This is a genomic window from Streptomyces sp. OZ13, assembly GCF_052068155.1.
Lineage (GTDB): Bacteria > Actinomycetota > Actinomycetes > Streptomycetales > Streptomycetaceae > Streptomyces.
The window spans coordinates 83,713-107,503 of record NZ_JBQHCZ010000010.1 but is presented as its reverse complement, the minus strand read 5'-3'; the positions used below and the strand labels follow the sequence as shown (position 1 = coordinate 107,503).

Here is a 23,791-nt window from a genome sequence, read left to right as displayed (position 1 = left end):
CGGTAGCACGACGGCCGTGTCGGCCGTCCGACAGAGCGTCAGTCGTACGAGACGGAGTGGCACCGGATGCAGCACGCAGTGGGGGCTCCGCTGCCGCCGCCCCACGGACCGGGGCAGGGACCGACCGGATGGATACACGGTGCGCAGCACCCGGGCCCCGGGCTTCCCGCGGGGCCGCCACCGCCGCCGCCCGCGGCGCCCGCCGGCCCTCCGCCGCCACCGCCGCAGGGCTCCCCGGCGGGGCCCTCGGCGCCTCCCGGCCGACCCGGCCCGGCACCGCACGGCGCCCCGCCGCAGCCCTCCCGCGAGACGACGGGCCACATCCAGCTCCCGCCCGGCGGGCCGGTCCCCATACCCGCCCCGCCCCCGGCGGACAGCGGCACGGGCACGGCCATGCTCGCCGTGCTGCTGATCGGCCCGGCCGGCGCCGGAAAGACCACGGTTGCCCGCCACTGGGCCAACCACCGCAGGGTGCCGACGGCGCACATCAGCCTCGACGACGTCCGGGAATGGGTGTGCTCCGGCTTCGCCGACCCCCAGTCCGGCTGGAACGACAACTCCGAGGCCCAGTACCGCCTCGCCCGCCGCACTTGCGGCTTCGCCGCCCGTAACTTCCTGGCCAACGGGATCTCCTGCATCCTCGACGACGCGGTCTTCCCCGACCGCCCCGCCGTCGGCCTCGGCGGCTGGAAACGCCATGTCGGCCCCGGCCTGCTGCCGGTGGTGCTCCTGCCCGGCCTCGAGATCGTCCTCGAACGCAACGCGGAGCGCAGCGGCAACCGACGCCTGTCGGACGAGGAGGTCGCCGGCATCCACGGGCGAATGGCCGGGTGGTACGGATCGGGCCTCCCGATCATCGACAACTCGAAGTACGACGTGGAGACGACGGCGCGCGTCCTCGACGACGTACTGGCACGGGCGATCGCGAGCCCTCCGAGCTGGTAGGCGGGTCGGGGTGCCGCCGCCTGCGGCGGGGCCGTCCCCTACCCTCCCTACGGCCCGGAGGCCATGGGGGCCCGCTCCTTGAAACCGGTGCAGGCCCCGGCGCCCCGTACCGCCCTGCGGGGGGCGTACCGCGCTTCGCGCGGTGCCCTCAATCTCCCCCTACGGCCTGGCGGTCGTGGGAGGTGCCCCCAGGCGGGCTGGAAGCGCCGCTGCGCGGCATCCGGCCCGACCGGCGGCTCAGGCCTCCGCCGGACGGAGGCAATTCCAGCCTCGCCGGCGTTTGAGGCGCGGGGGTGCGGGGGCAGAGCCCCCGAAACACCGCGCGGAGCGCGGTGACGCCTCCGGGCGGAGCCCGGTTCAGGGAAGTGGGGGTTCCCCGGAACGCACGGCAGCAGGGGAACGCGTTCCCGCCGCGCGGACCCGCTCGGCCGCGTCACCGGGCCCTCCGCGCCCCACGCTCGTACGCTCGAAGAATGTCTGAGGTGTATGGGGTCCGTCGTGGCCGACTGCGCGATCGATGCGCCGCGACCGGCAGCGCGGCGGCCCTGATCTCCCGGCCCGCGAACGTCCGCTATCTCGCCGGAGGGGCTCCGCCCGGTGCCGTGCTGCTCCTCGGGCCCGCCGACGACGTGCTCGTCTGTCCCCGCACGCCGACCGGCGATCCCGCCGACGGCCGGCCGGACGAGGGGCTGCGGCTGGTCGTGATGCAGACGTCCACCGGTGACGCGGCGGTCGCCGCCGCCGAGCTGGCGCGTACGGAGGGCGTCGAGTCGCTGGCGGTCGAGGAGCACCATCTGACGGTCGCCCGGCACCGTGCGCTCGGATCGGTCGCGCCCCGGGTGCGCTTCGCCGATCTCGGGCTCGCCGTCGAGCAGCAGCGGATCGTCAAGGACGAGGACGAGATCGCCTGTCTGCGTATCGCCGCGGAGATCACCGACCAGGCCCTCGGTGAGCTGCTCGAGTCCATCCTCGTCGGCCGCACCGAACGGCATCTCGCCCTCGAGCTGGAGCGCCGTCTGGTCGACCACGGCGCCGACGGCCCCGCGTTCCCGACCTCCGTCGCCACCGGCCCCCACTCGGGACGAACAGGACACCGCCCGGGCGACCGGCGTGTGGAGGAGGGTGATTTCCTCTCCGTCTGTCTCGGTGCGAACTACCGCGGCTACCGTTGCGAGATCGGCCGTACCTTCGTGATCGGCACGACCCCCGCCGACTGGCAGATCGAGCTCTACGAGCTCGTCTTCGCCGCTCAGCGGGCCGGCCGGGAGGCCCTGCTGCCCGGCACCGCGTACCGCGACGTCGACCACGCGGCACGGCAGATCCTGGATGTCGCGGGCCACGGGGAGGAGCTCCCGCCCCGCACCGGGCACGGTGTCGGGCTCGAAATCGACGAGGACCCGCAGCTCGCCCCTGCGGCCATGGGTAAACTGGACGCTTGTGTGCCGGTCACCGTCGAACCGGGGGTCCACCTCCCGGGCCGGGGCGGAGTCCGGATCGATGACACGCTCGTCGTGCGCCAGGAGGCGGACGGCGGACCCGAGCTACTCACCATCACGACCAAGGAGCTGCTCGCGCTGTAGCGAGCCGCGGTGCGAAAGACTTGGTCGTCCACCCAGCGTCAGTCCAGGAGATTCCGCAACCGTGGCTTCCACGAACGACCTCAAGAACGGCATGGTGCTCAAGCTCGACGGAGGCCAGCTCTGGTCCGTCGTCGAGTTCCAGCACGTCAAGCCCGGCAAGGGCCCGGCCTTCGTGCGCACCAAGCTCAAGAACGTGCTCTCCGGCAAGGTCGTCGACAAGACCTTCAACGCCGGCGTGAAGGTCGAGACGGCCACCGTCGACCGCCGCGACATGCAGTTCTCTTACATGGACGGCGAGTACTTCGTCTTCATGGACATGCAGACCTACGACCAGCTGATGGTCGACCGTAAGCAGGTCGGCGACGCCGCGAACTTCCTCATCGAGGGCTTCACCGCCAGCGTCGCGCAGCACGAGGGCGAGGTGCTCTACGTGGAGCTGCCGGCCGCCGTCGAGCTGACCGTCCAGCACACCGAGCCCGGCGTGCAGGGCGACCGTTCCACCGGTGGTTCCAAGCCCGCCACCCTGGAGACCGGCTACGAGATCCAGGTCCCGCTCTTCATCACCACTGGTGAGAAGATCAAGGTCGACACCCGCTCGGGCGACTACCTCGGCCGGGTGAACAGCTAACCGTGGCTGCCCGTAACAAGGCCCGCAAGCGCGCCTTCCAGATCCTCTTCGAGGCCGACCAGCGCGGGGCGACCGTGCACACGGTCCTCGCGGACTGGGTCCGGCACGCCCGTACCGACGAGCGGCAGCCGCCGGTCGCCGAGTACACGATGGACCTCGTCGAGGGGTACGCGGAGCACGCGGACCGCATCGACGAGCTCATCGCCACCTACGCCGTCGGCTGGACCCTCGACCGTATGCCGGTCGTGGACCGGAACATCCTCCGGCTCGGCGCGTACGAGCTGGTCTGGAAGGACGAGACCCCCGACGCGGTGGTGATCGACGAGGCGGTGCAGCTCGCCAAGGAGTTCTCCACGGACGAGTCGCCGGCCTTCGTGAACGGCCTGCTGGGCCGTTTCAAGGACCTCAAGCCGAGCCTGCGCCGCGACTGATTCGCGTCCCGGCCGGTTTCACCAGGCCCGGGGCGGAAGACGAAGGTCTTCCGCCCCGGGCCTGGTGTTTTCCCACCGCCCCCGGCAGCCCCGGCCACGCCGGCGCGGGCCGGGTCGGGTGTCCCTGCGTGCCGGCGTGCCCGCCGGGTGCGGTAGCCGGGCGGCTCCGGTGGGGGAGCAGGTCAGGCGGCCCGGCCGGCCCGGCGGGCGGCGGGGCCGCCCCGGCACGGCCCCCGCCGGGGAGCCGCGGGGGAGCGGCCCGAGAATGCCGGGGCCGGGAACGGCGGAGGGCGGGGCCGGTGGAATCCGGCCCCGCCCTCCGGCGTGACGTTTTTTCAAAAGTGCAGGCAGAGCCGGGGATCAGCTCTCCTCGTGCGCCACCGCACGGCGCGCGTCCGCGTCCAGCACACCCCAGCTGATGAGCTGCTCGGTCAGCACCGACGGCGACTGGTCGTAGATCACGGCAAGCGTGCGAAGGTCGTCCTGGCGGATCGACAGCACCTTGCCGTTGTAGTCGCCGCGCTGCGACTGGATCGTCGCCGCGTACCGCTGGAGCGGGCCGGCCTTCTCCTGGGGGACGTGCGCCAGACGCTCCAGGTCCAGGACGAGCTTCGGCGGCGGCTCGGCGGCACCGCCGGGCGTGGTGCCGGGCAGCAGTTCCTGCACCGGGACGCCGTAGAAGTCCGCCAGCTCGGCGAGACGCTGCACCGTGACGGCACGGTCGCCGCGCTCGTAGGAACCCACGACCACGGCCTTCCAGCGGCCCTGGGACTTCTCTTCGACGCCGTGGAGGGACAGCCCCTGCTGGGTGCGGATGGCGCGGAGCTTGGCCCCGAGCTGTTTTGCGTATTCGCTGGACATATAGCTCCCCGGACGCAGTGACGACGTGCGGCTCCGCCGCGTGGCTGGTAACTCACTGTGAGGTTACGCAGCGTTACTTGGATGAGTCAAGCCGAATGGGTCCGGACCGGTTCCGGCCGGTGGCCGGTGGACCCGGATCAGTGCATCCATCAAGCCCTGGTAACGTTGAGCGCGCAATTCCGACGTCCTTTAAGGTCCGTCCCGTGAGGCGGAGAAGGAGGTCCGTTTCCTATGGACGCTTCCAGTAATTCCGATGCCGCCAGGCCCGTTCTCGAAGGCCCCGACATCGCGCGGGTACTGACCCGTATCGCCCATGAGATCGTCGAGCGCGCCAAGGGCGCCGACGACGTGGTACTCCTCGGCATCCCGACCCGCGGTGTGTATCTGGCCCGCCGGCTCGCGCAGAAGCTCGAAGGCATCACCGGCCGCAAGATCCCGGTCGGCTCCCTCGACATCACCATGTACCGCGACGACCTGCGGCTGAAGCCGGCCCGTGCGCTGGCCCGCACCGAGATCCCCGGTGACGGCATCGACGGGCGCCTCGTCGTCCTCGTCGACGACGTGCTCTTCTCCGGCCGCACCATCCGCGCCGCGCTCGACGCCCTCGGCGACCTCGGCCGGCCCCGGGCCGTGCAGCTCGCCGTCCTGGTCGACCGCGGCCACCGCGAGCTGCCCATCCGCGCCGACTACGTCGGCAAGAACCTCCCCACGTCGCTGCGCGAGACGGTCAAGGTCCAGCTCTCGGAGGAGGACGGCCGCGACACCGTCCTGCTCGGTGTGCGGGAGACCGCCCCCGCCGCGGAGCGCTAGCACCCCCGTACGGCCACCCCTTCGTACGGCGTGCCCTTCCGCGCCCCCGCATGCCTCGCAAACCTCCACAGACCTGGAGAAATCCTCCGATGATGCGTCACCTCATCTCGGCCGCCGACCTCACCCGCGACGAAGCCGTCCTCATCCTCGACACCGCGGAGGAGATGGCCCGGGTCGCCGACCGGCCGATCAAGAAGCTTCCCGCCCTGCGCGGCCGTACCGTCTGCAACCTCTTCTTCGAGGACTCCACCCGAACCCGGATCTCGTTCGAGGCCGCCGAGAAGCGCCTCTCCGCCGACGTCATCAACTTCGCGGCCAAGGGCTCGTCCGTCTCCAAGGGCGAGTCGCTGAAGGACACCGCACAGACCCTGGAGGCGATGGGCGTCGACGCCGTCGTCATCCGGCACGGCGCCTCCGGCGCCCCCTACCGCCTCGCCAACTCCGGCTGGATCGACGCCCCCGTCATCAACGCCGGCGACGGCACCCACCAGCACCCGACCCAGGCCCTGCTCGACGCCTTCACCATGCGCCGCCGCCTCGTCGGCAAGGACGACGGGATCGGGCAGGACCTGGCCGGCAGGCGCATCACCATCGTGGGCGACGTACTGCACAGCCGGGTCGCCCGCTCCAACGTGGACCTGCTGCACACCCTCGGCGCCGAGGTCACCCTCGTCGCCCCGCCGACCCTGGTGCCGGTCGGCGTGGAGACCTGGCCCTGCGAGGTCTCCTACGACCTGGACTCGACCCTGACAAAGTCCGACGCGGTGATGATGCTGCGCGTCCAGCGCGAGCGGATGAACGCCGCGTTCTTCCCCACCGAGCGCGAGTACTCCCGGCGCTACGGCCTGGACGGCGAGCGGATGGCGCGGATGCCGGAGCACGCGATCGTGATGCACCCCGGGCCGATGGTCCGCGGCATGGAGATCACCGCCGAGGTCGCCGACTCGCCCCGCTGCACCGTCGTGGAGCAGGTCGCCAACGGCGTGTCGATCCGCATGGCGGTGCTGTACCTGCTGCTCGGCGGCAACGAGTCCGACGCCCCCACCACGAACACCCGTACCGAGGAGAAGTAAGACGATGAGTAAGACCCTGATCCGCGGTGCGAAGGTACTCGGCGGCGAGCCCCAGGACGTGCTGATCGACGGCGCTACCGTCGAGCGCGTCGGCACCGGTCTCGAGGCCGGGGACGCGACGGTGATCGAGGCCCAGGGGCAGATCCTGCTGCCGGGCCTGGTCGACCTGCACACCCATCTGCGCGAGCCGGGCCGTGAGGACTCCGAGACGGTCCTCACCGGCACCCGCGCGGCGGCGAGCGGCGGCTACACGGCCGTGTTCGCCATGGCCAACACCTTCCCCGTCGCCGACACCGCCGGTGTGGTGGAGCAGGTCTACCGGCTCGGCAAGGAGTCCGGTTACTGCGACGTCCAGCCCATCGGCGCGGTCACCGTCGGCCTCGAGGGCAAGAAGCTCGCCGAGCTCGGCGCGATGCACGAGTCCGCGGCCGGCGTCACCGTCTTCTCCGACGACGGCAAGTGCGTCGACGACGCCGTGATGATGCGGCGCGCGCTGGAGTACGTGAAGGCCTTCGGCGGCGTCATCGCCCAGCACGCCCAGGAGCCCCGCCTCACCGAGGGCGCCCAGATGAACGAGGGCATCGTCTCCGCCGAGCTCGGACTCGGCGGCTGGCCGGCCGTCGCGGAGGAGTCGATCATCGCCCGCGACGTCCTCCTCGCCGAGCACGTCGGCTCCCGCGTCCACATCTGCCACCTCTCCACCGCCGGCTCCGTCGAGATCGTGCGCTGGGCCAAGTCCCGCGGCATCGACGTCACCGCCGAGGTCACCCCGCACCACCTGCTGCTGACCGACGAGCTGGTCCGCTCGTACAACCCGGTCTACAAGGTCAACCCGCCGCTGCGCACCGAGCGCGACGTCATGGCGCTGCGCGAGGCGCTCGCCGACGGCACGATCGACATCGTCGCCACCGACCACGCCCCCCACCCGCACGAGGACAAGGACTGCGAGTGGGCCGCCGCAGCCATGGGCATGGTCGGCCTGGAGACCGCGCTGTCCGTCGTCCAGCAGACGATGGTCGAGACGGGACTGCTCGACTGGGCCGGCGTCGCCGACCGGATGTCCTTCAGGCCCGCGGTCATCGGCGGGGCCAAGGGCCACGGACGGCCCGTCTCGGCTGGTGAGCCCGCGAACCTCACGCTGGTCGATCCGGCATACCGTGGAGCGGTGGACCCCGCGGGCTTCGCCTCCCGCAGCCGCAACACCCCGTACGAGGGCCGTGAGCTGCCGGGACGCGTCACGCACACCTTCCTGCGGGGCCGGGCAACGGTTGTGGACGGGAAGCTGGCGTGACACCTGCACTGATGATTCTGGCCGGCGAGCAGAAGTCGGCGGAGGTGACGGACTGGGCCGCCCGCATCGGCTGGGTCGTCGGACTGCTGGCCTTCGTCGCCTTCGTCTACTGGCTGATGCGCCAGGGTTGGAAGTGGCGCGGCAGCCTCCAGTCGGACCTGCCGGAGCTGCCCGGCGTGCCCGCGGAGCCCGGTGACACGAAACTGGCCATGACGGGCCGCTACCACGGCTCCACCACCGCCGGGCAGTGGCTCGACCGGATCGTCGCCCACGGACTCGGCACCCGCAGCCGCGTCGAGCTCACGCTCACCGAGGCGGGACTGGCCGTGGTACGTCCCGGTGCGCAGGACTTCTTCGTACCGGTCCGGGCGCTGCGCGAGGCCCGCCTCGACAAGGGCATCGCCGGCAAGGTCCTCGCGGAGGGCGGTCTGCTGATCGTCACCTGGGCGCACGGCGACAAGCTGATCGACTCCGGTTTCCGCTCGGACCACGCGGCCGGGCAGAGCGAATGGGTCGACACCCTGACACACATGATCAAGACGACGGAAGGCACCGCACGATGACGACCTCCACCCGGGGAGCCGCCAAAGCTCCCGCCGTACTCGTCCTGGAGGACGGCCGCACCTTCCGCGGCCGTGCTTACGGGGCCGTGGGGGAGACCTTCGGCGAGGCGGTGTTCAACACCGGCATGACGGGCTACCAGGAGACGCTGACCGACCCGTCGTACCACCGCCAAGTCGTGGTCATGACCGCGCCGCACGTCGGCAACACCGGCGTCAACGACGAGGACGACGAGTCGAAGAAGATCTGGGTCGCCGGCTATGTCGTGCGCGACCCCGCCCGCATCCCCTCGAACTGGCGCTCCCGCCGCACCCTCGACGACGAACTGGAGGCCCAGGGCGTCGTCGGCATCAGCGGCATCGACACCCGCGCCCTCACCCGTCACCTGCGTGAGCGGGGCGCGATGCGCGTCGGTATCTTCTCCGGTGACGCCCTCGCGGACGACGCGACGCTGCTCGCCCGGGTCCTCGAAGCGCCCGAGATGAAGGGCGCCGACCTGTCCGCGGAGGTCGCCACCACCGAGGCGTACGTCGTCCCGGCGATCGGCGAGAAGAAGTTCACCGTCGCCGCGCTCGACCTGGGCATCAAGGGCATGACGCCGCACCGCATGGCGGAGCGCGGCATCGAGGTCCACGTCCTGCCCGCGACCGCCACCGCCGACGACGTGTACGCGGTGAACCCGGACGGCGTCTTCCTCTCCAACGGCCCCGGCGACCCCGCCACCGCCGACCTGACCGTCATCAAGGCGGTGCTGGAGCGCAGGACGCCGCTGTTCGGCATCTGCTTCGGCAACCAGCTGCTCGGCCGCGCGCTCGGCTTCGGCACCTACAAGCTGAAGTACGGCCACCGGGGCATCAACCAGCCCGTGCAGGACCGGACGACCGGCAAGGTCGAGGTCACCGCGCACAACCACGGCTTCGCCGTCGAGGCCCCCCTCGACAAGGTGTCCGACACCCCCTACGGCCGCGCCGAGGTCTCCCACGTCTGCCTCAACGACAACGTGGTGGAGGGCCTCCAGCTGCTCGACCAGCCGGCCTTCAGCGTCCAGTACCACCCGGAGGCGGCCGCGGGCCCGCACGACGCCGCGTACCTCTTCGACCGCTTCACATCTTTGATGAACACCGCCATGGAGGCCGAGCGTGCCTAAGCGCACCGATATCCAGTCCGTCCTGGTCATCGGCTCCGGCCCGATCGTCATCGGCCAGGCCGCCGAGTTCGACTACTCCGGCACCCAGGCCTGCCGCGTCCTCAAGGCAGAGGGCCTGCGCGTCATCCTGGTGAACTCCAACCCGGCGACGATCATGACCGACCCGGAGATCGCCGACGCCACCTACGTCGAGCCGATCACCCCCGAGTTCGTCGAGAAGATCATCGCCAAGGAGCGCCCCGACGCGCTGCTGCCCACCCTCGGCGGCCAGACCGCGCTCAACACCGCCATCTCCATGCACGAGCAGGGTGTGCTGGAGAAGTACGGCGTCGAGCTGATCGGCGCCAATGTCGAGGCGATCAACAAGGGCGAGGACCGCGACCTGTTCAAGGGCGTCGTCGAGGCCGTCAACGCCAAGATCGGCCACGGCGAGTCGGCCCGCTCGGTCATCTGCCACTCGATGGACGACGTGCTCGAGGGCGTCGACACCCTCGGCGGCTACCCCGTGGTGGTCCGCCCGTCCTTCACCATGGGCGGCGCCGGCTCCGGCTTCGCGCACGACGAGGAGGAGCTGCGCCGTATCGCCGGCCAGGGCCTCACCCTCTCGCCGACCACCGAGGTGCTCCTCGAGGAGTCCATCCTCGGCTGGAAGGAGTACGAGCTGGAGCTGATGCGCGACAAGCACGACAACGTCGTGGTCGTCTGCTCCATCGAGAACTTCGACCCGATGGGCGTGCACACCGGCGACTCGATCACCGTCGCCCCGGCGATGACGCTGACCGACCGCGAGTACCAGCGGCTGCGCGACATCGGCATCGCGATCATCCGCGAGGTCGGCGTCGACACCGGCGGCTGCAACATCCAGTTCGCGGTGAACCCGGACGACGGCCGGATCATCGTCATCGAGATGAACCCGCGTGTCTCCCGGTCCTCCGCCCTCGCGTCCAAGGCCACCGGCTTCCCGATCGCCAAGATCGCCGCGAAGCTCGCCGTCGGCTACACGCTGGACGAGATCCCGAACGACATCACCGAGAAGACCCCGGCCTCCTTCGAGCCGACCCTCGACTACGTCGTCGTCAAGGCGCCGCGATTCGCTTTCGAGAAGTTCCCCTCTGCCGACGCCACCCTCACCACGACCATGAAGTCCGTCGGCGAGGCCATGGCCATCGGCCGTAACTTCACCGAGGCGCTGCAGAAGGCCCTGCGCTCGCTGGAGAAGAAGGGCAGCCAGTTCGCCTTCACCGGTGAGACCGGCGACAAGGACGAGCTGCTGCGGGAGGCGGTCCGTCCCACCGACGGCCGGATCAACACCGTCATGCAGGCCATCCGCGCGGGAGCAACCCCCGAGGAGGTCTTCGACGCGACGAAGATCGACCCGTGGTTCGTCGACCAGCTGTTCCTGATCAAGGAGCACGCGGACGAGCTCGCCGCCGCGGAGAAGCTCGATCCCGAGCTGCTCGCCGACGCCAAGCGCCACGGCTTCTCCGACGCCCAGATCGCCGAGATCCGTGGCCTGCGCGAGGACGTCGTGCGCGAGGTCCGCCACGCGCTCGGCATCCGCCCGGTCTACAAGACGGTCGACACCTGCGCCGCCGAGTTCGCCGCCCGCACCCCGTACTTCTACTCGTCCTACGACGAGGAGTCCGAGGTCGCGCCCCGCTCCAAGCCCGCCGTGATCATCCTCGGCTCCGGTCCGAACCGCATCGGCCAGGGCATCGAGTTCGACTACTCCTGCGTCCACGCCTCCTTCGCGCTGCACGACGCCGGGTACGAGACCGTGATGGTCAACTGCAACCCGGAGACCGTCTCCACGGACTACGACACCTCCGACCGCCTGTACTTCGAGCCGCTGACGCTCGAGGACGTGCTGGAGATCGTGCACGCCGAGTCGCTGGCCGGCCCGATCGCCGGTGTCGTCGTCCAGCTCGGCGGCCAGACCCCGCTGGGCCTCGCCCAGGCGCTCAAGGACAACGGCGTCCCGGTCGTCGGCACCCCGCCGGAGGCCATCCACGCCGCCGAGGACCGCGGCGCCTTCGGCCAGGTGCTCGCCGAGGCCGGGCTGCCCGCGCCGAAGCACGGCACCGCCACCACCTTCGCGGGTGCCAAGGCCATCGCCGACGAGATCGGCTACCCGGTCCTGGTCCGCCCGTCGTACGTGCTCGGCGGCCGCGGCATGGAGATCGTGTACGACGAGGCGCGCCTCGAGGCGTACATCGCCGAGTCCACCGAGATCTCCCCGACCCGCCCGGTGCTGGTCGACCGCTTCCTCGACGACGCCATCGAGATCGACGTCGACGCCCTCTACGACGGCACCGAGCTCTACCTCGGCGGCGTGATGGAGCACATCGAGGAGGCCGGTATCCACTCCGGCGACTCGGCCTGCGCCCTGCCCCCGATCACGCTCGGCGGCTTCGACATCAAGCGGCTGCGCGCCTCCACCGAGGCCATCGCCAAGGGTGTCGGCGTGCGCGGACTGATCAACATCCAGTTCGCGATGGCCGGCGACATCCTCTACGTCCTCGAGGCCAACCCCCGTGCCTCCCGGACCGTGCCCTTCACCTCGAAGGCGACCGCTGTCCCGCTCGCCAAGGCCGCCGCGCGCATCTCGCTCGGCGCCACCGTGGCCGAACTGCGCGAGGAGGGCCTGCTGCCGAAGAACGGCGACGGCGGCACCCTGCCGCTCGACGCGCCGATCTCCGTCAAGGAGGCCGTCATGCCGTGGTCGCGCTTCCGCGACGTGCACGGCCGCGGCGTGGACACCGTCCTCGGCCCGGAGATGCGTTCCACCGGCGAGGTCATGGGCATCGACACGGTCTTCGGCACGGCGTACGCCAAGTCGCAGGCCGGCGCGTACGGCCCGCTGCCCACCAAGGGCCGCGCGTTCGTCTCCGTCGCCAACCGCGACAAGCGCTCGATGATCTTCCCGGCCCGCGAACTGGTCGCCCACGGCTTCGAGCTGCTGGCCACCTCGGGTACCGCGGAGGTCCTCAAGCGCAACGGCATCAACGCGACCGTCGTGCGCAAGCAGTCGGAGGGCGAGGGGCCGGACGGTGAGAAGACCATCGTCCAGCTGATCCACGACGGCGAGGTCGACCTCATCGTCAACACCCCCTACGGCACGGGCGGCCGCCTCGACGGCTACGAGATCCGCACCGCCGCCGTCGCCCGGGGCGTCCCGTGCCTGACGACGGTGCAGGCGCTCGCCGCCGCCGTCCAGGGCATCGACGCGCTCAACCGCGGTGACGTCGGCGTCCGTTCACTGCAGGAACACGCGGAACACCTGACCGCGGCCCGCGACTAGCAACGACGAGGGGGACACCGGAAACGGTGTCCCCCTCCTCATGAGGACACCACTTCCCATGTACAAGTTCTTCTTCGATCTGGTCTTCAAGCGGATGGACCCGGAGCAGGCCCACCATCTGGCCTTCCGCTGGATCCGGCTCGCGGTCCGCGTCCCCGTCCTGCGCACCTTCGCCGCCGCGGCCCTGGCGCCCCGCTACAAGGAACTGCGCACCGAGGCGCTCGGCCTGCGGATGCACGGCCCCTTCGGTCTCGCGGCCGGCTTCGACAAGAACGCCGTCGCCATCGACGGCATGTCGATGCTCGGCTTCGACCACGTCGAGATCGGCACGGTCACCGCGCAGGCCCAGCCCGGCAACCCCAAGAAGCGCCTCTTCCGGCTCGTCGCCGACCGCGCCCTGATCAACCGGATGGGCTTCAACAACGACGGCTCGGCCGCCGTCGCCGAGCGCCTCGCGGCCCGCCGCGAGATCTTCCGCACGGTCGTCGGCGTCAACATCGGCAAGACCAAGGTCGTCCCCGAGGAGGAGGCGGTCGCCGACTACGTGACCTCCACCGAGCGCCTGGCCGCACATGCCGACTACCTCGTCGTCAACGTCTCCTCGCCGAACACCCCCGGCTTGCGCAACCTCCAGGCCACCGAGTCGCTGCGCCCGCTGCTCACCGCCGTGCGCGAGGCCGCCGACCGGACGGTGACGGACCGCCGCGTCCCGCTGCTCGTCAAGATCGCCCCCGACCTCGCGGACGAGGACGTCGACGCCGTCGCCGACCTCGCCCTGGAGCTGGGCCTGGACGGCATCATCGCCACCAACACCACCATCGCGCGGGAGGGCCTCGGCCTGAGGTCCCCGGCCGAGCTGGTCAAGGAGACCGGCGGACTGTCCGGCAGGCCCGTCAAGGAGCGCTCCCTGGAGGTCCTGCGCCGCCTCTACGCCCGTGTGGGCGACCGCATCACCCTCGTCGGCGTCGGCGGCATCGAGAACGCCGAGGACGCCTGGCAGCGCATCCTCGCCGGCGCCACCCTCGTCCAGGGCTACAGCGCCTTCATCTACGAGGGCCCCTGCTACGCCCGCGCCATCCACAAGGGCCTCGCCGCGCGCCTCGCCGCGAGCCCGTACGCCACCCTCGCCGAGGCCGTCGGCGCCGAGACGCGAAAGGCCGCTTCATGACCCTCCCGGAAACCTTCGGCGCACGGCTGCGCCACGCCATGGACACCCGCGGCCCGCTGTGCGTCGGCATCGACCCGCACGCCTCGCTGCTCACCGCGTGGGGACTGAACGACGACGTCGACGGCCTCGAGCGGTTCACCCGCACCACGGTCGAGGCGCTGGCCGACCGGGTCGCCGTCCTCAAGCCGCAGTCCGCGTTCTTCGAGCGCTTCGGCTCGCGCGGCATCGCCGTGCTGGAGAAGGCCGTGGCGGAGGCGCGCGAGGCCGGTGCGCTGGTGCTGATGGACGCCAAGCGGGGCGACATCGGCTCCACCATGGGCGCGTACGCGGAGACCTACCTCCGTAAGGACTCCCCGCTGTTCTCCGACGCCGTCACCGTCTCCCCGTACCTGGGCTTCGGATCGCTGCGCCCGGCCCTGGACCAGGCCGTGCTGAGCGGCTGCGGTGTCTTCGTCCTGGCGCTCACCTCCAACCCGGAGGGCGCGGAGGTACAGCGCTCGACCGCGGCCGGCGGGAAGTCGCTGGCCCAGGTGATGCTCGACCACATGGCCGCGGAGAACGCCGGTGCGCAGCCGCTCGGACCGGTCGGCGCGGTCGTGGGCGCGACGCTCGGCGACGCGGGCGTGGACCTCGACATCAACGGGCCGCTGCTGGCCCCCGGCATCGGCGCCCAGGGCGCGACACCGGCGGACCTTCCCGGTGTCTTCGGCGCGGCCGTCCGCAATGTGGTGCCGAGCGTGAGCCGCGGTGTCCTTCGGCACGGACCGGACGTGCCGGGGCTGCGTGACGCGGCCGCGCGATTCGCCGATGAGATCCGCGCGGCGGTCGCCTCGGTGTGACGGCCGCCGGCGCGCCCGTCGCGGAAGCTCTCCGTGCATACGGCGTCGGCTCTGTGTAACGCCGTCACCAGCGGCGGACGCGCGGAAGGGGTCCTTCAGGGCCGTCGGTCACCCCTCGCGGGGCGGTCGAGGAGCGGCGGCAGGGAGCGTCGGGAAGATTCTTTGACAGTTTCTTCACGCAAATCCCGGTTGTTTTGCCTGAATTGTCCTGGTCGGTCGATGCTGACCAGGACTTTTCGTCTGTTCTCGCTGACTGGAGCGGCCATGGCCGCTAGTCTCCGTCGAAGAGAACGTGCAGGGCAGAAGCGCTGCGTTGCTCGTTGCTCCCCCTGGTGTGGGGCGACTAGGTTCCTCACCGGTCCGTATCCGACAGTTCGACATCCGAGGTGACGTAGGCGTGGCTCTTCCGCCCCTTACCCCTGAACAGCGCGCAGCCGCGCTCGAAAAGGCCGCCGCGGCTCGCCGGGAGCGGGCCGAGGTCAAGAATCGACTCAAGCACTCCGGCGCCTCCCTCCACGAGGTCATCAAGCAGGGCCAGGAGAACGACGTCATCGGCAAGATGAAGGTCTCCGCCCTCCTCGAGTCCCTGCCGGGCGTGGGCAAGGTCCGCGCCAAGCAGATCATGGAGAGGCTCGGCATCTCCGAGAGCCGCCGGGTCCGTGGTCTCGGCTCCAACCAGATCGCCTCCCTCGAGCGCGAGTTCGGCGGCGGCGCCGCCTGACGTCCCGGGCACTCCCGGGAGGCTGGAATAATCGCTGCATGGCAGCAGAGGTACGTCCGCGGCTGACCGTGCTCTCCGGCCCCTCCGGGGTCGGCAAGAGCACGGTCGTCGCTCATATGCGCAAGGTCCACCCCGAGGTCTGGCTCTCGGTGTCGGCAACCACGAGGAAGCCGCGTCCCGGCGAGAAGCACGGCGTCCAGTACTTCTTCGTCAGTGACGAGGAGTTCGACAAGCTGGTCGCCAACGGCGAGCTGCTGGAGTGGGCCGAGTTCGCGGGCAACCGCTACGGCACGCCCCGTCGCGCGGTCCTCGACCGCCTGGAGGCGGGCGAGCCGGTGCTGCTGGAGATCGATCTCCAGGGCGCCCGGCAGGTGAAGGAGTCCATGCCGGACTCCCGGCTGGTCTTCCTCGCGCCGCCGAGCTGGGAGGAGTTGGTCCGCCGCCTCACCGGGCGCGGCACCGAGTCCCCCGAAGTCATCGAGCGCCGGCTCACGGTCGCCAAGGTGGAGCTGGCGGCCGAGTCGGAGTTCGACACCACCCTAGTCAACACCTCCGTCGAGGACGTGGCCCGTGAGCTGCTAGCCTTGATGGCAGTTGTTTGATCTTTTGTCCGATCTTTCTGCAAGTTCTTCGGAAGGCATAGCGTGTCCTCTTCCATCACCGCGCCCGAGGGCATCATCAACCCTCCGATCGACGAGCTGCTCGAGGCGACCGACTCGAAGTACAGCCTCGTGATCTACGCCGCCAAGCGCGCGCGTCAGATCAACGCGTACTACTCGCAGCTCGGTGAGGGCCTGCTCGAGTACGTCGGGCCGCTCGTGGACACCCACGTCCACGAGAAGCCGCTCTCGATCGCCCTGCGTGAGATCAACGCGGGTCTGCTGACCTCCGAGGCCATCGAGGGCCCGGCCCAGTAAGCGCGGCACATCTCTTCCCACAGGCCCGGCGGACTGTCCGCCGGGCCTGTGGTGTGCATCGAGGGCGATGCGAGACGCTCGTGCGTGAGTGATGCAGCATGAGGACGTAACGATCCGGGCCCAACGACCGGTGGGCACCAGTGGAGGGCGGGAGACGCGGTGGTGGACTCAGTGGACGGCTCGGTGGACGCGGCGGTCAGGCCGAAGGTGGTTCTCGGCGTGAGCGGTGGCATCGCCGCCTACAAGGCGTGCGAGCTGCTGCGCAGGCTCACGGAATCCGGCCACGAGGTCCGGGTCGTGCCGACGGCGTCGGCACTGCAGTTCGTCGGTGCGCCGACCTGGTCCGCACTCTCCGGGCAGCCCGTCCACACCGACGTCTGGTCGGACGTCCACGAGGTCCCGCACGTACGCATCGGCCAGCACGCCGACCTCGTCGTCGTCGCGCCCGCCACCGCGGACATGCTCGCCAAGGCCGCCCACGGCCTCGCCGACGACCTCCTCACCAACACCCTGCTCACCGCCCGCTGTCCGGTCGTCTTCGCCCCGGCGATGCACACCGAGATGTGGGAGCACCCCGCCACCCAGGAGAACGTCGCCACCCTGCGCCGCCGCGGCGCCGTCGTGATCGAGCCCGCCGTGGGCCGGCTCACCGGCGTCGACACCGGCAAGGGCCGGCTGCCCGACCCCGGCGAGATCTTCGAGATCTGCCGCCGCGTCCTCGCCCGCGGGGTCGAGAGGCCCGACCTGGCCGGCCGCCACGTCGTCGTCAGCGCGGGCGGCACCCGTGAACCCCTCGACCCGGTCCGCTACCTCGGCAACCGCTCCTCCGGCAAGCAGGGCTACGCGCTCGCCCGCACCGCGGCAGCCCGCGGTGCCCGCGTCACCCTCGTCGAGGCGAACACCGGGATGCCGGACCCGGCAGGCGTCGACGTCGTCCGTGTCGGCACGGCGGTGCAGCTGCGTGAGGCCGTGCTCAAGGCGGCCGCGGACGCCGATGCCGTCGTCATGGCGGCAGCCGTCGCGGACTTCCGCCCCGCCGCCTACGCCGAGGGGAAGATCAAGAAGAAGGACGGCGTGGAGGCCCCGGTCGTCACGCTGGTGCGCAACCCCGACATCCTCGCCGAGATCTCCGCGGACCGGGCCCGCCCCGGTCAGGTGATCGTCGGCTTCGCGGCGGAGACGGACGACGTACTGGCCAACGGCCGCGACAAGCTGCGCCGCAAGGGGTGCGACCTGCTCGTCGTCAACGAGGTAGGGGAGCACAGGACCTTCGGCGCGGAGGTCAACGAGGCCGTCGTGCTGTCCGCCGACGGCGGCGAGACGCCGGTGCCGCACGGCCCCAAGGAAGCCCTCGCCGACACGGTCTGGGACCTCGTCGTGCCACGGCTCGCCTGACGTCCTTCCCGCACCGTCAGGCAGGCGTCGCGAAGCCCCCGTGAACACCGGGCGACACGGGGGCGACGGGCCGACCACGGAAACCTGCGAAATGTGGCGAATCGCTCACCACCAGGCGCTATCGTCGTACCGTCTCGGTCGTGATCCCAGGTCAGCGGACTCCCAGCCTGCGAGACGGGTTGTCCGGTCCCGGAGCGCGACCGATAAACTGGTCGCGGAACGTCGCGGGGCGCAGCCCCCTGCCGGTCCGTCAATGATCAGCCAGCAGCCGCTGCAACCCCAGGGAGCGATGTGTCCCGCCGTCTCTTCACCTCGGAGTCCGTGACCGAGGGTCACCCCGACAAGATCGCCGACCAGATCAGCGACACGATTCTCGACGCCCTCCTTCGGGAGGACCCCACTTCCCGGGTAGCCGTGGAGACCTTGATCACCACCGGCCTGGTGCACGTCGCCGGCGAAGTGACCACCAAGGCGTACGCCGACATCCCCACGCTCGTGCGCAGCAAGATCCTCGAGATCGGCTACGACTCCTCGAAGAAGGGCTTCGACGGGGCCTCCTGTGGCGTCTCCGTCTCCATCGGCGCACAGTCCCCCGACATCGCGCAGGGCGTCGACACCGCGTACGAGAAGCGCGTCGAGGGCGACGAGGACGAGCTCGACAAGCAGGGCGCCGGCGACCAGGGCCTGATGTTCGGTTACGCCTGCGACGAGACGCCCGAGCTGATGCCGCTGCCGATCCACCTGGCGCACCGGCTCTCCCGCCGCCTCTCCGAGGTCCGCAAGAACGGCACCATCCCCTACCTGCGCCCGGACGGGAAGACCCAGGTCACCATCGAGTACGACGGCGACAAGGCCGTCCGCCTCGACACCGTGGTCGTCTCCTCGCAGCACGCCTCGGACATCGACCTGGACTCGCTGCTCGCCCCGGACATCCGTGAGTTCGTCGTCGAGCACGTCCTGAAGCAGCTCGTCGAGGACGGCATCAAGCTCGACACCGACGGCTACCGCCTGCTGGTGAACCCGACCGGCCGCTTCGAGATCGGCGGCCCGATGGGCGACGCCGGTCTGACCGGCCGCAAGATCATCATCGACACGTACGGCGGCATGGCCCGTCACGGCGGCGGCGCCTTCTCGGGCAAGGACCCGTCCAAGGTCGACCGCTCCGCCGCCTACGCCATGCGCTGGGTCGCCAAGAACGTCGTGGCCGCCGGTCTCGCCGCGCGCTGCGAGGTCCAGGTCGCCTACGCCATCGGCAAGGCCGAGCCCGTCGGTCTGTTCGTCGAGACGTTCGGCACCGCGACCGTCGACGTCGAGAAGATCGAGCAGGCCATCGCCCAGGTCTTCGACCTGCGCCCCGCCGCGATCATCCGCGACCTCGACCTGCTGCGCCCGATCTACGCCCAGACCGCGGCGTACGGGCACTTCGGGCGCGAGCTGCCCGACTTCACGTGGGAGCGGACGGACCGCGTGGACGCGCTGCGCACGGCGGCGGGCCTGTAAAGCGGCCCGTACACGGCTCGACGAAGGGCCCCGGACCGTTCTCGGTCCGGGGCTCCTCTCGTGCCATGTGTCTCCTGCCCCGGGGCTCGTGCCGTGTGTGCGCCGCATGACTCCCGCCGCGTGGACAGGTGCGGTGCCGGGCCCGCGGCGCTGTCAGTGGTCTCTGGCAGGATTTGGCTGTGAGCAGCGAGGACAAGCAGCCTTCCGAGCCCGTCGGTGACGGGCCGGAGCAGCTTGCGCTCATCCGCGAGAGCGTCCGCAAGGCCAAGGTTCCCAAGGCGAAACCACGCACCTGGCGCGGAGCCGCGCTCGCCAAGGACCTCCCCGTCGCCCGCGTCATGGTCAACAAGGGCGCCCTCCACCTCGACCAGTTCTTCGACTACGCCGTCCCCGAGGAGCTCGACGCCGAGGCCAGGCCCGGAGTGCGGGTGCGGGTGCGCTTCGGTGCCGGAGCACACCGCGTCCGCGGCGGACGCCGCGAAGGCGGCGGCCTGATCGACGGCTTCCTCATCGAGCGGCGCGCCGAATCCGACTACCAGGGAGCGCTCGCCGCACTCGCCTACGTCGTCTCTCCCGAGCCGGTCCTCAGCCCCGAGATCCTCGCCCTCGCCCGCGCCGTCGCCGACCGGTACGCGGGCAGCCTCGCCGACGTGCTCCAGCTCGCCGTGCCCCCGAGGAACGGCCGGGCCGAGGCCGCCCCCTCCCCGGAGCCGCTGCCGCCGCCCCCCGCGCCCGCCCCCGCCACCTGGCAGCGGTACGCGCGGGGCCCGGCGTTCATCGAGTCCCTCGCGGCCGGCGGATCGCCACGCGCCGTGTGGACCGCACTGCCCGGACCGCACTGGCCCGACGAACTCGCCCGCGCCGTCGCCGCGACCCTCGCGTCCGGGCGCGGCGCCCTCGTCGTCGTCCCCGACGGCCGGCGCGCCGCCCGCGTGGACACCGCGCTCACCGCCCTGCTCGGCGAAGGGCGCCACGCACTCCTGACCGCCGAATCCGGCCCCGAGAAGCGGTACCGGCAATGGCTCGCCGTCCGCCGCGGCTCCGTCCGCGCGGCCGTCGGCACCCGGGCCGCCATGTTCGCCCCCGTGCAGGACCTCGGGCTCGTCGTGGTCTGGGACGACGGCGACTCCAGCCACAGCGACGACCGCGCCCCCTTCCCCCACGTCCGCGAAGTCCTCGAACTGCGGGCCGGCCACGACCGGTGCGGATTCCTGCTCGGCAGCACCAGCTGCACCGTCGAAGCCGCCCAGCTCGTCGAGAGCGGCTGGGCGGCGCCGCTCGTCGCCGACCGGGCCCAGGTCCGGGCCGTCGCCCCCGCCGTACGGACGGTCGGCGACCACGACCTGGCCCGGGACGAGGCCGCCCGCGCGGCACGCCTGCCGAGCATCGCCTGGCAGGCGGTCAGGGACGGGCTCGCCGACGGGCCCGTCCTCGTCCAGGTCCCGCGGCGCGGCTACGTCCCGAGGCTCGCCTGCGAGCGCTGCCGCACGCCCGCCCGCTGCCGCCACTGCGCCGGACCCCTCGAAGCGCCCGACGAACGCGACCTGCGGTGCGGCTGGTGCGGACGCACGGAGTCCCAATGGCACTGCGGCGCCTGCGGGGCCACCCGGCTGCGGGCGCAGATCGTCGGCGCCCGGCGCACCGCCGAAGAACTCGGCCGCGCGTTTCCGGCCGTGCCGGTCCGGACCTCCGGACGCGACCACATCCTCGACAGCGTCCCCGCGCGTCCTGCGCTCGTCGTCTCCACGCCCGGCGCGGAGCCCGTCGCCGACGGCGGATACGCGGCAGCGGCGCTCCTGGACGGCTGGGCCATGCTCGGCCGGCCCGACCTGCGCGCCGGTGAGGAAGCGCTGCGCCGCTGGATCGCCGCGGCCGCGCTCGTACGGCCCCGGACGGACGGCGGAGTGGTCGTCGTCGTCGCAGAACCGACGCTGCGGCCCGTGCAGGCACTCGTCCGCTGGGACCCGGCGGGGCACGCGCTGCGAGAACTCGCGGAACGGGCCGAGCTCGGCTTTCCGCCGGTGTCGCGGATGGCGGAGGTCGTCGGCGCGACGCCGGCCGTGACGGCGTTCCTCGCGGACGTGGACCTGCCCCCGGACGCGGAGATCCTCGGGCCCGTCCCGCTGCCGGTCCCGGAGCGCCCCGGTGCGCGCCGGCCCGACACTCCTGCGGGGACCGCCCGGGCGCTGCTCCGGGTGCCGCCGGGCAGCGGGGCGGCGCTGGCGGCCGCGCTCAAGTCGGCGCAGGCGGCGCGCCTGGCACGGGGCGGCCAGGACCAGGTCCGCATCCGCATCGACCCGCCGGACATCGGCTGACGCCGGCAGGGGCCGCGTCTCGGGCGTGGCCCGGTGCGGGTACGTGTCGCCCCTGGCGGAGCTTCGGCCCGGTGTCGCTGCGTGTCGCCCTGCGTGGTGCGGGGCCGACTCGGGGCGCCCCTTGCGGGGCGGGGCTGCGCCGGTGGTGGGTGCCGGGTGTCGGGGCCTCCGGAAGGGGTGTCCGGGATGGCTGTCCTCACCGCGCTTCGCGCGAGTTGCGACGCTTTACTTCCGGACACCCCCTCCTCCGACCCCGCCCTCTCGCGTCCGGTGGGGCCGCTTCAGGCCGATGGGCGCTTGCATGCGGGGCGACGGTCCGGCCTCTGGGCGGGAGCCCGTGGACTGCTCGCGGCGCGAAGCTGGCGTCCTTGGGGTGCGGGGGCGTCAGCCCCCACCAAACCATCCCCCTACCCGGAGGGGGGCTGGGGGCAGCTGCCCCCAATGGGGTCCGGGGCTTGTCCCGGTTCGGGAAGGGGCGGGTGGGGAAGGGTCCCGCGCAGCGGCATGGCGCCGGGCCGCGCAGGGGGCTGATGCGAACCCCACGGGGGGCGGGGCTTGGCCCGCGAGGGGAGGGCCCGGGGCCAGGGGCGCGTGGCCCCGGGCCCCGGGGTGTCAGCCGTTGCGGGGACCCGGGAAGGCGCTCGGGCGGGCGTCGCTCGGCTGCGGCGGCATCGAGCGGGCCGCCGGCACCGCCGGGACGGCGGACAGGCCCGGCGGCGGCAGCGTGCCCGTCGCGGCGCCCTCCGCCTGTGCCGCGGCAGCCTGCCGCCGCGAGCCGTAACGGCGGTGCACCGCCTGCTTGGTGACGCCGAGCGCCGAGCCGACCGCGTCCCAGGAGAAGCCGAGGGAGCGGTCGAAGTCCACGGCCGCGGTCACGAGGGTTTCGACGCTGTCCCGCAGTTCCTGCGCGAGGCGGACGGTCGGGGCGGGGGCCCTGCCGTAGACGACGAAGCCCGTGGAAGGGCCGGAGCGGCGGGGGCGGTAGACGTTCCCCAGCTGGGCGGTGAGCGTGCGCAAGGCGTCCACCTGCCGGCGGACCCGCTCGATGTCCCGCACCAACAGATGCAGGCTGGCCCGGGCTTGGGCGTCGTGGGTTGCGTGGTCGGCCATTGACAAGCCTCTCGAACCGGCGGTTAAAAGGGGTCGGGTCGCGTCCGGGGCGGCCCGCTTCGGTCAATCTCTCTTGACCAACGCGCCGGTGGGGGGTCTGGTCACGCTTCGGGGCGTATGTGCCTGTGCGTGGGGCGCACGGGCTCCCGTACGCCCCCTGCCGCCACGGCTCATAGACTGGTGTGCTGCTCGTCACCGCACGCCCAGTCTGAGAGGCAGTCAGCCACCGATGAAGCTCGTCTTCGCAGGTACTCCCGAGGTCGCCGTCCCCGCCCTGGACGCCCTGATCGCCTCCGACCGGCACGAGGTCGCCGCCGTCGTCACCCGGCCCGACGCGCCCGCGGGCCGCGGGCGGCGGCTGGTCGCCAGCCCAGTCGCGCAGCGCGCCGCCGAGGCGGGGATCGAGGTGCTCAAGCCGGCGAGGCCGCGCGACGAGGAGTTCCTCGCGCGGCTGCGGGAGATCGCCCCCGACTGCTGTCCCGTCGTGGCCTACGGTGCCCTGCTGCCCAAGGCGGCCCTCGACGTGCCCGTGCACGGCTGGGTGAACCTGCACTTCTCGCTGCTGCCTGCCTGGCGCGGCGCCGCCCCGGTGCAGCACGCGATCCTCGCCGGTGACGAGATGACCGGCGCGGCGACGTTCCGGATCGAGGAAGGGCTCGACACCGGGCCCGTCTACGGAGTGATCACCGAGCCGGTGCGTCCCACGGACACCAGCGGTGATCTGCTGACGCGGCTGGCCTTCGCCGGTGCGGGGCTGCTCGTGGCGACGATGGACGGCATCGAGGACGGCACCCTGCGGCCCGTGCCGCAGCCCGCGGACGGCGTCACGCTGGCCCCGAAGATCACCGTCGAGGACGCTCACGTCGACTGGACCGCTCCCGCACTGCGCGTCGACCGGGTCGTGCGGGGCTGCACTCCCGCGCCGGGGGCGTGGACGGCCTTCCGCGGCGAGCGCCTCAAGCTCGTCCAGGTTGCGTTGCTGCCGGACCGCAAGGACCTCGCACCGGGCGAGCTCGACGCGGGCAAGAACCATGTGCACGTGGGCACCGGGTCCCATGCCGTGGAGCTCCTGTGGGTCCAGCCGCAGGGCAAGAAGCCGATGCGTGCGGCGGACTGGGCGCGGGGTGTGCGGATCGCTCCTGGCGAGAGGGTCGGCGCACCGGTCGTAGGCTGAGAGGGATCACGTTTCATCGAACGC

21 protein-coding genes are annotated in these 23,791 nt (G+C 71.7%); 19 read left to right on the top strand and 2 right to left on the bottom strand.

All coding sequences use genetic code 11. The annotated features are described in order from the left end of the window. The first annotated feature begins 66 nt into the window (after positions 1 to 66). From ACTMTU_RS22370 to nusB, 4 genes are all read left to right on the top strand, one after another. Entirely contained in the window at positions 67 to 945 is an 879-nt protein-coding gene (locus ACTMTU_RS22370) for a Pro-rich N-terminal domain-containing protein (protein ID WP_441265280.1), read from the top strand. 473 nt (positions 946 to 1,418) lie between these two features. Further along, positions 1,419 to 2,525: an aminopeptidase P family protein gene (locus ACTMTU_RS22365; RefSeq protein WP_441265279.1), complete on the top strand. Its 1,107-nt coding sequence runs from the start codon at positions 1,419 to 1,421 to the stop codon at positions 2,523 to 2,525. 61 nt (positions 2,526 to 2,586) lie between these two features. Continuing rightward, positions 2,587 to 3,153 (top strand): elongation factor P, encoded by a 567-nt coding sequence (efp, locus tag ACTMTU_RS22360; protein ID WP_005319856.1) that lies wholly within the window; start codon positions 2,587 to 2,589, stop codon positions 3,151 to 3,153. Positions 3,154 to 3,155: 2 nt separating this feature from the next. Continuing rightward, on the top strand, positions 3,156 to 3,584 hold the full coding sequence (gene nusB / locus ACTMTU_RS22355) for a transcription antitermination factor NusB (RefSeq protein ID WP_441265278.1): 429 nt from the start codon (positions 3,156 to 3,158) through the stop codon (positions 3,582 to 3,584). Positions 3,585 to 3,944: 360 nt separating this feature from the next. On the opposite strand, the gene bldD is transcribed toward nusB, so the two are convergent. Next, the gene (gene bldD, locus ACTMTU_RS22350) at positions 3,945 to 4,445 is read right to left on the bottom strand and encodes a transcriptional regulator BldD (protein WP_005319862.1); all 501 of its coding nucleotides are present in this window, start codon (positions 4,443 to 4,445) and stop codon (positions 3,945 to 3,947) included. 231 nt (positions 4,446 to 4,676) lie between these two features. Between bldD and pyrR the strand changes: the two genes are divergently transcribed. From pyrR to ACTMTU_RS22280, 14 genes are all read left to right on the top strand, one after another. After that, positions 4,677 to 5,255 carry a bifunctional pyr operon transcriptional regulator/uracil phosphoribosyltransferase PyrR gene (pyrR, locus tag ACTMTU_RS22345; RefSeq protein WP_441265277.1) on the top strand — a complete coding sequence of 193 codons (579 nt, stop codon included), beginning with the start codon at positions 4,677 to 4,679 and terminating at the stop codon, positions 5,253 to 5,255. An 89-nt stretch (positions 5,256 to 5,344) separates the two neighbouring features. Next, positions 5,345 to 6,328 (top strand): aspartate carbamoyltransferase catalytic subunit, encoded by a 984-nt coding sequence (locus ACTMTU_RS22340; protein WP_189473620.1) that lies wholly within the window; start codon positions 5,345 to 5,347, stop codon positions 6,326 to 6,328. Between the two features lie 4 nt (positions 6,329 to 6,332). Then, positions 6,333 to 7,619: a dihydroorotase gene (locus tag ACTMTU_RS22335; RefSeq protein ID WP_364594303.1), complete on the top strand. Its 1,287-nt coding sequence runs from the start codon at positions 6,333 to 6,335 to the stop codon at positions 7,617 to 7,619. Positions 7,620 to 7,630: 11 nt separating this feature from the next. Continuing rightward, complete coding sequence (locus tag ACTMTU_RS22330; protein WP_441265415.1) at positions 7,631 to 8,182, top strand: PH-like domain-containing protein; 552 nt, start codon at positions 7,631 to 7,633, stop codon at positions 8,180 to 8,182. Beyond that, entirely contained in the window at positions 8,179 to 9,327 is a 1,149-nt protein-coding gene (gene carA, locus ACTMTU_RS22325; protein WP_441265276.1) for a glutamine-hydrolyzing carbamoyl-phosphate synthase small subunit, read from the top strand. Before ACTMTU_RS22330 ends, carA begins: the two co-directional genes overlap by 4 nt. Beyond that, positions 9,320 to 12,628 carry a carbamoyl-phosphate synthase large subunit gene (gene carB, locus ACTMTU_RS22320; RefSeq protein WP_441265275.1) on the top strand — a complete coding sequence of 1,103 codons (3,309 nt, stop codon included), beginning with the start codon at positions 9,320 to 9,322 and terminating at the stop codon, positions 12,626 to 12,628. Before carA ends, carB begins: the two co-directional genes overlap by 8 nt. 58 nt (positions 12,629 to 12,686) lie before the next feature. Next, positions 12,687 to 13,796, top strand: coding sequence for a quinone-dependent dihydroorotate dehydrogenase (locus ACTMTU_RS22315; protein ID WP_441265274.1), 1,110 nt, complete (start codon positions 12,687 to 12,689; stop codon positions 13,794 to 13,796). Continuing rightward, positions 13,793 to 14,635 carry an orotidine-5'-phosphate decarboxylase gene (gene pyrF / locus ACTMTU_RS22310; RefSeq protein ID WP_441265273.1) on the top strand — a complete coding sequence of 281 codons (843 nt, stop codon included), beginning with the start codon at positions 13,793 to 13,795 and terminating at the stop codon, positions 14,633 to 14,635. Before ACTMTU_RS22315 ends, pyrF begins: the two co-directional genes overlap by 4 nt. A 397-nt stretch (positions 14,636 to 15,032) precedes the next feature. After that, positions 15,033 to 15,356: an integration host factor gene (locus ACTMTU_RS22305; RefSeq protein WP_005319887.1), complete on the top strand. Its 324-nt coding sequence runs from the start codon at positions 15,033 to 15,035 to the stop codon at positions 15,354 to 15,356. 38 nt (positions 15,357 to 15,394) lie between these two features. After that, positions 15,395 to 15,958, top strand: coding sequence for a guanylate kinase (gene gmk, locus ACTMTU_RS22300; protein WP_159693867.1), 564 nt, complete (start codon positions 15,395 to 15,397; stop codon positions 15,956 to 15,958). 42 nt (positions 15,959 to 16,000) lie between these two features. Further along, positions 16,001 to 16,273, top strand: a complete 273-nt coding sequence (gene rpoZ, locus ACTMTU_RS22295) for a DNA-directed RNA polymerase subunit omega (RefSeq protein WP_005319902.1) — start codon at positions 16,001 to 16,003, stop codon at positions 16,271 to 16,273. Between the two features lie 159 nt (positions 16,274 to 16,432). Further along, positions 16,433 to 17,668 (top strand): bifunctional phosphopantothenoylcysteine decarboxylase/phosphopantothenate--cysteine ligase CoaBC, encoded by a 1,236-nt coding sequence (gene coaBC, locus ACTMTU_RS22290; protein WP_441265272.1) that lies wholly within the window; start codon positions 16,433 to 16,435, stop codon positions 17,666 to 17,668. A 291-nt stretch (positions 17,669 to 17,959) separates the two neighbouring features. Beyond that, entirely contained in the window at positions 17,960 to 19,168 is a 1,209-nt protein-coding gene (metK, locus tag ACTMTU_RS22285) for a methionine adenosyltransferase (RefSeq protein WP_441265271.1), read from the top strand. A gap of 179 nt (positions 19,169 to 19,347) precedes the next feature. Continuing rightward, on the top strand, positions 19,348 to 21,483 hold the full coding sequence (locus ACTMTU_RS22280; protein ID WP_441265270.1) for a primosomal protein N': 2,136 nt from the start codon (positions 19,348 to 19,350) through the stop codon (positions 21,481 to 21,483). Between the two features lie 612 nt (positions 21,484 to 22,095). Here the strand turns inward: ACTMTU_RS22280 and ACTMTU_RS22275 are convergent. Continuing rightward, positions 22,096 to 22,593: a hypothetical protein gene (locus ACTMTU_RS22275; RefSeq protein ID WP_441265269.1), complete on the bottom strand. Its 498-nt coding sequence runs from the start codon at positions 22,591 to 22,593 to the stop codon at positions 22,096 to 22,098. A 229-nt stretch (positions 22,594 to 22,822) separates the two neighbouring features. On the opposite strand from ACTMTU_RS22275, the gene fmt reads away from it, so the two are divergent. Continuing rightward, positions 22,823 to 23,767, top strand: coding sequence for a methionyl-tRNA formyltransferase (fmt, locus tag ACTMTU_RS22270; protein WP_441265268.1), 945 nt, complete (start codon positions 22,823 to 22,825; stop codon positions 23,765 to 23,767). Positions 23,768 to 23,791: the final 24 nt, after the last annotated feature.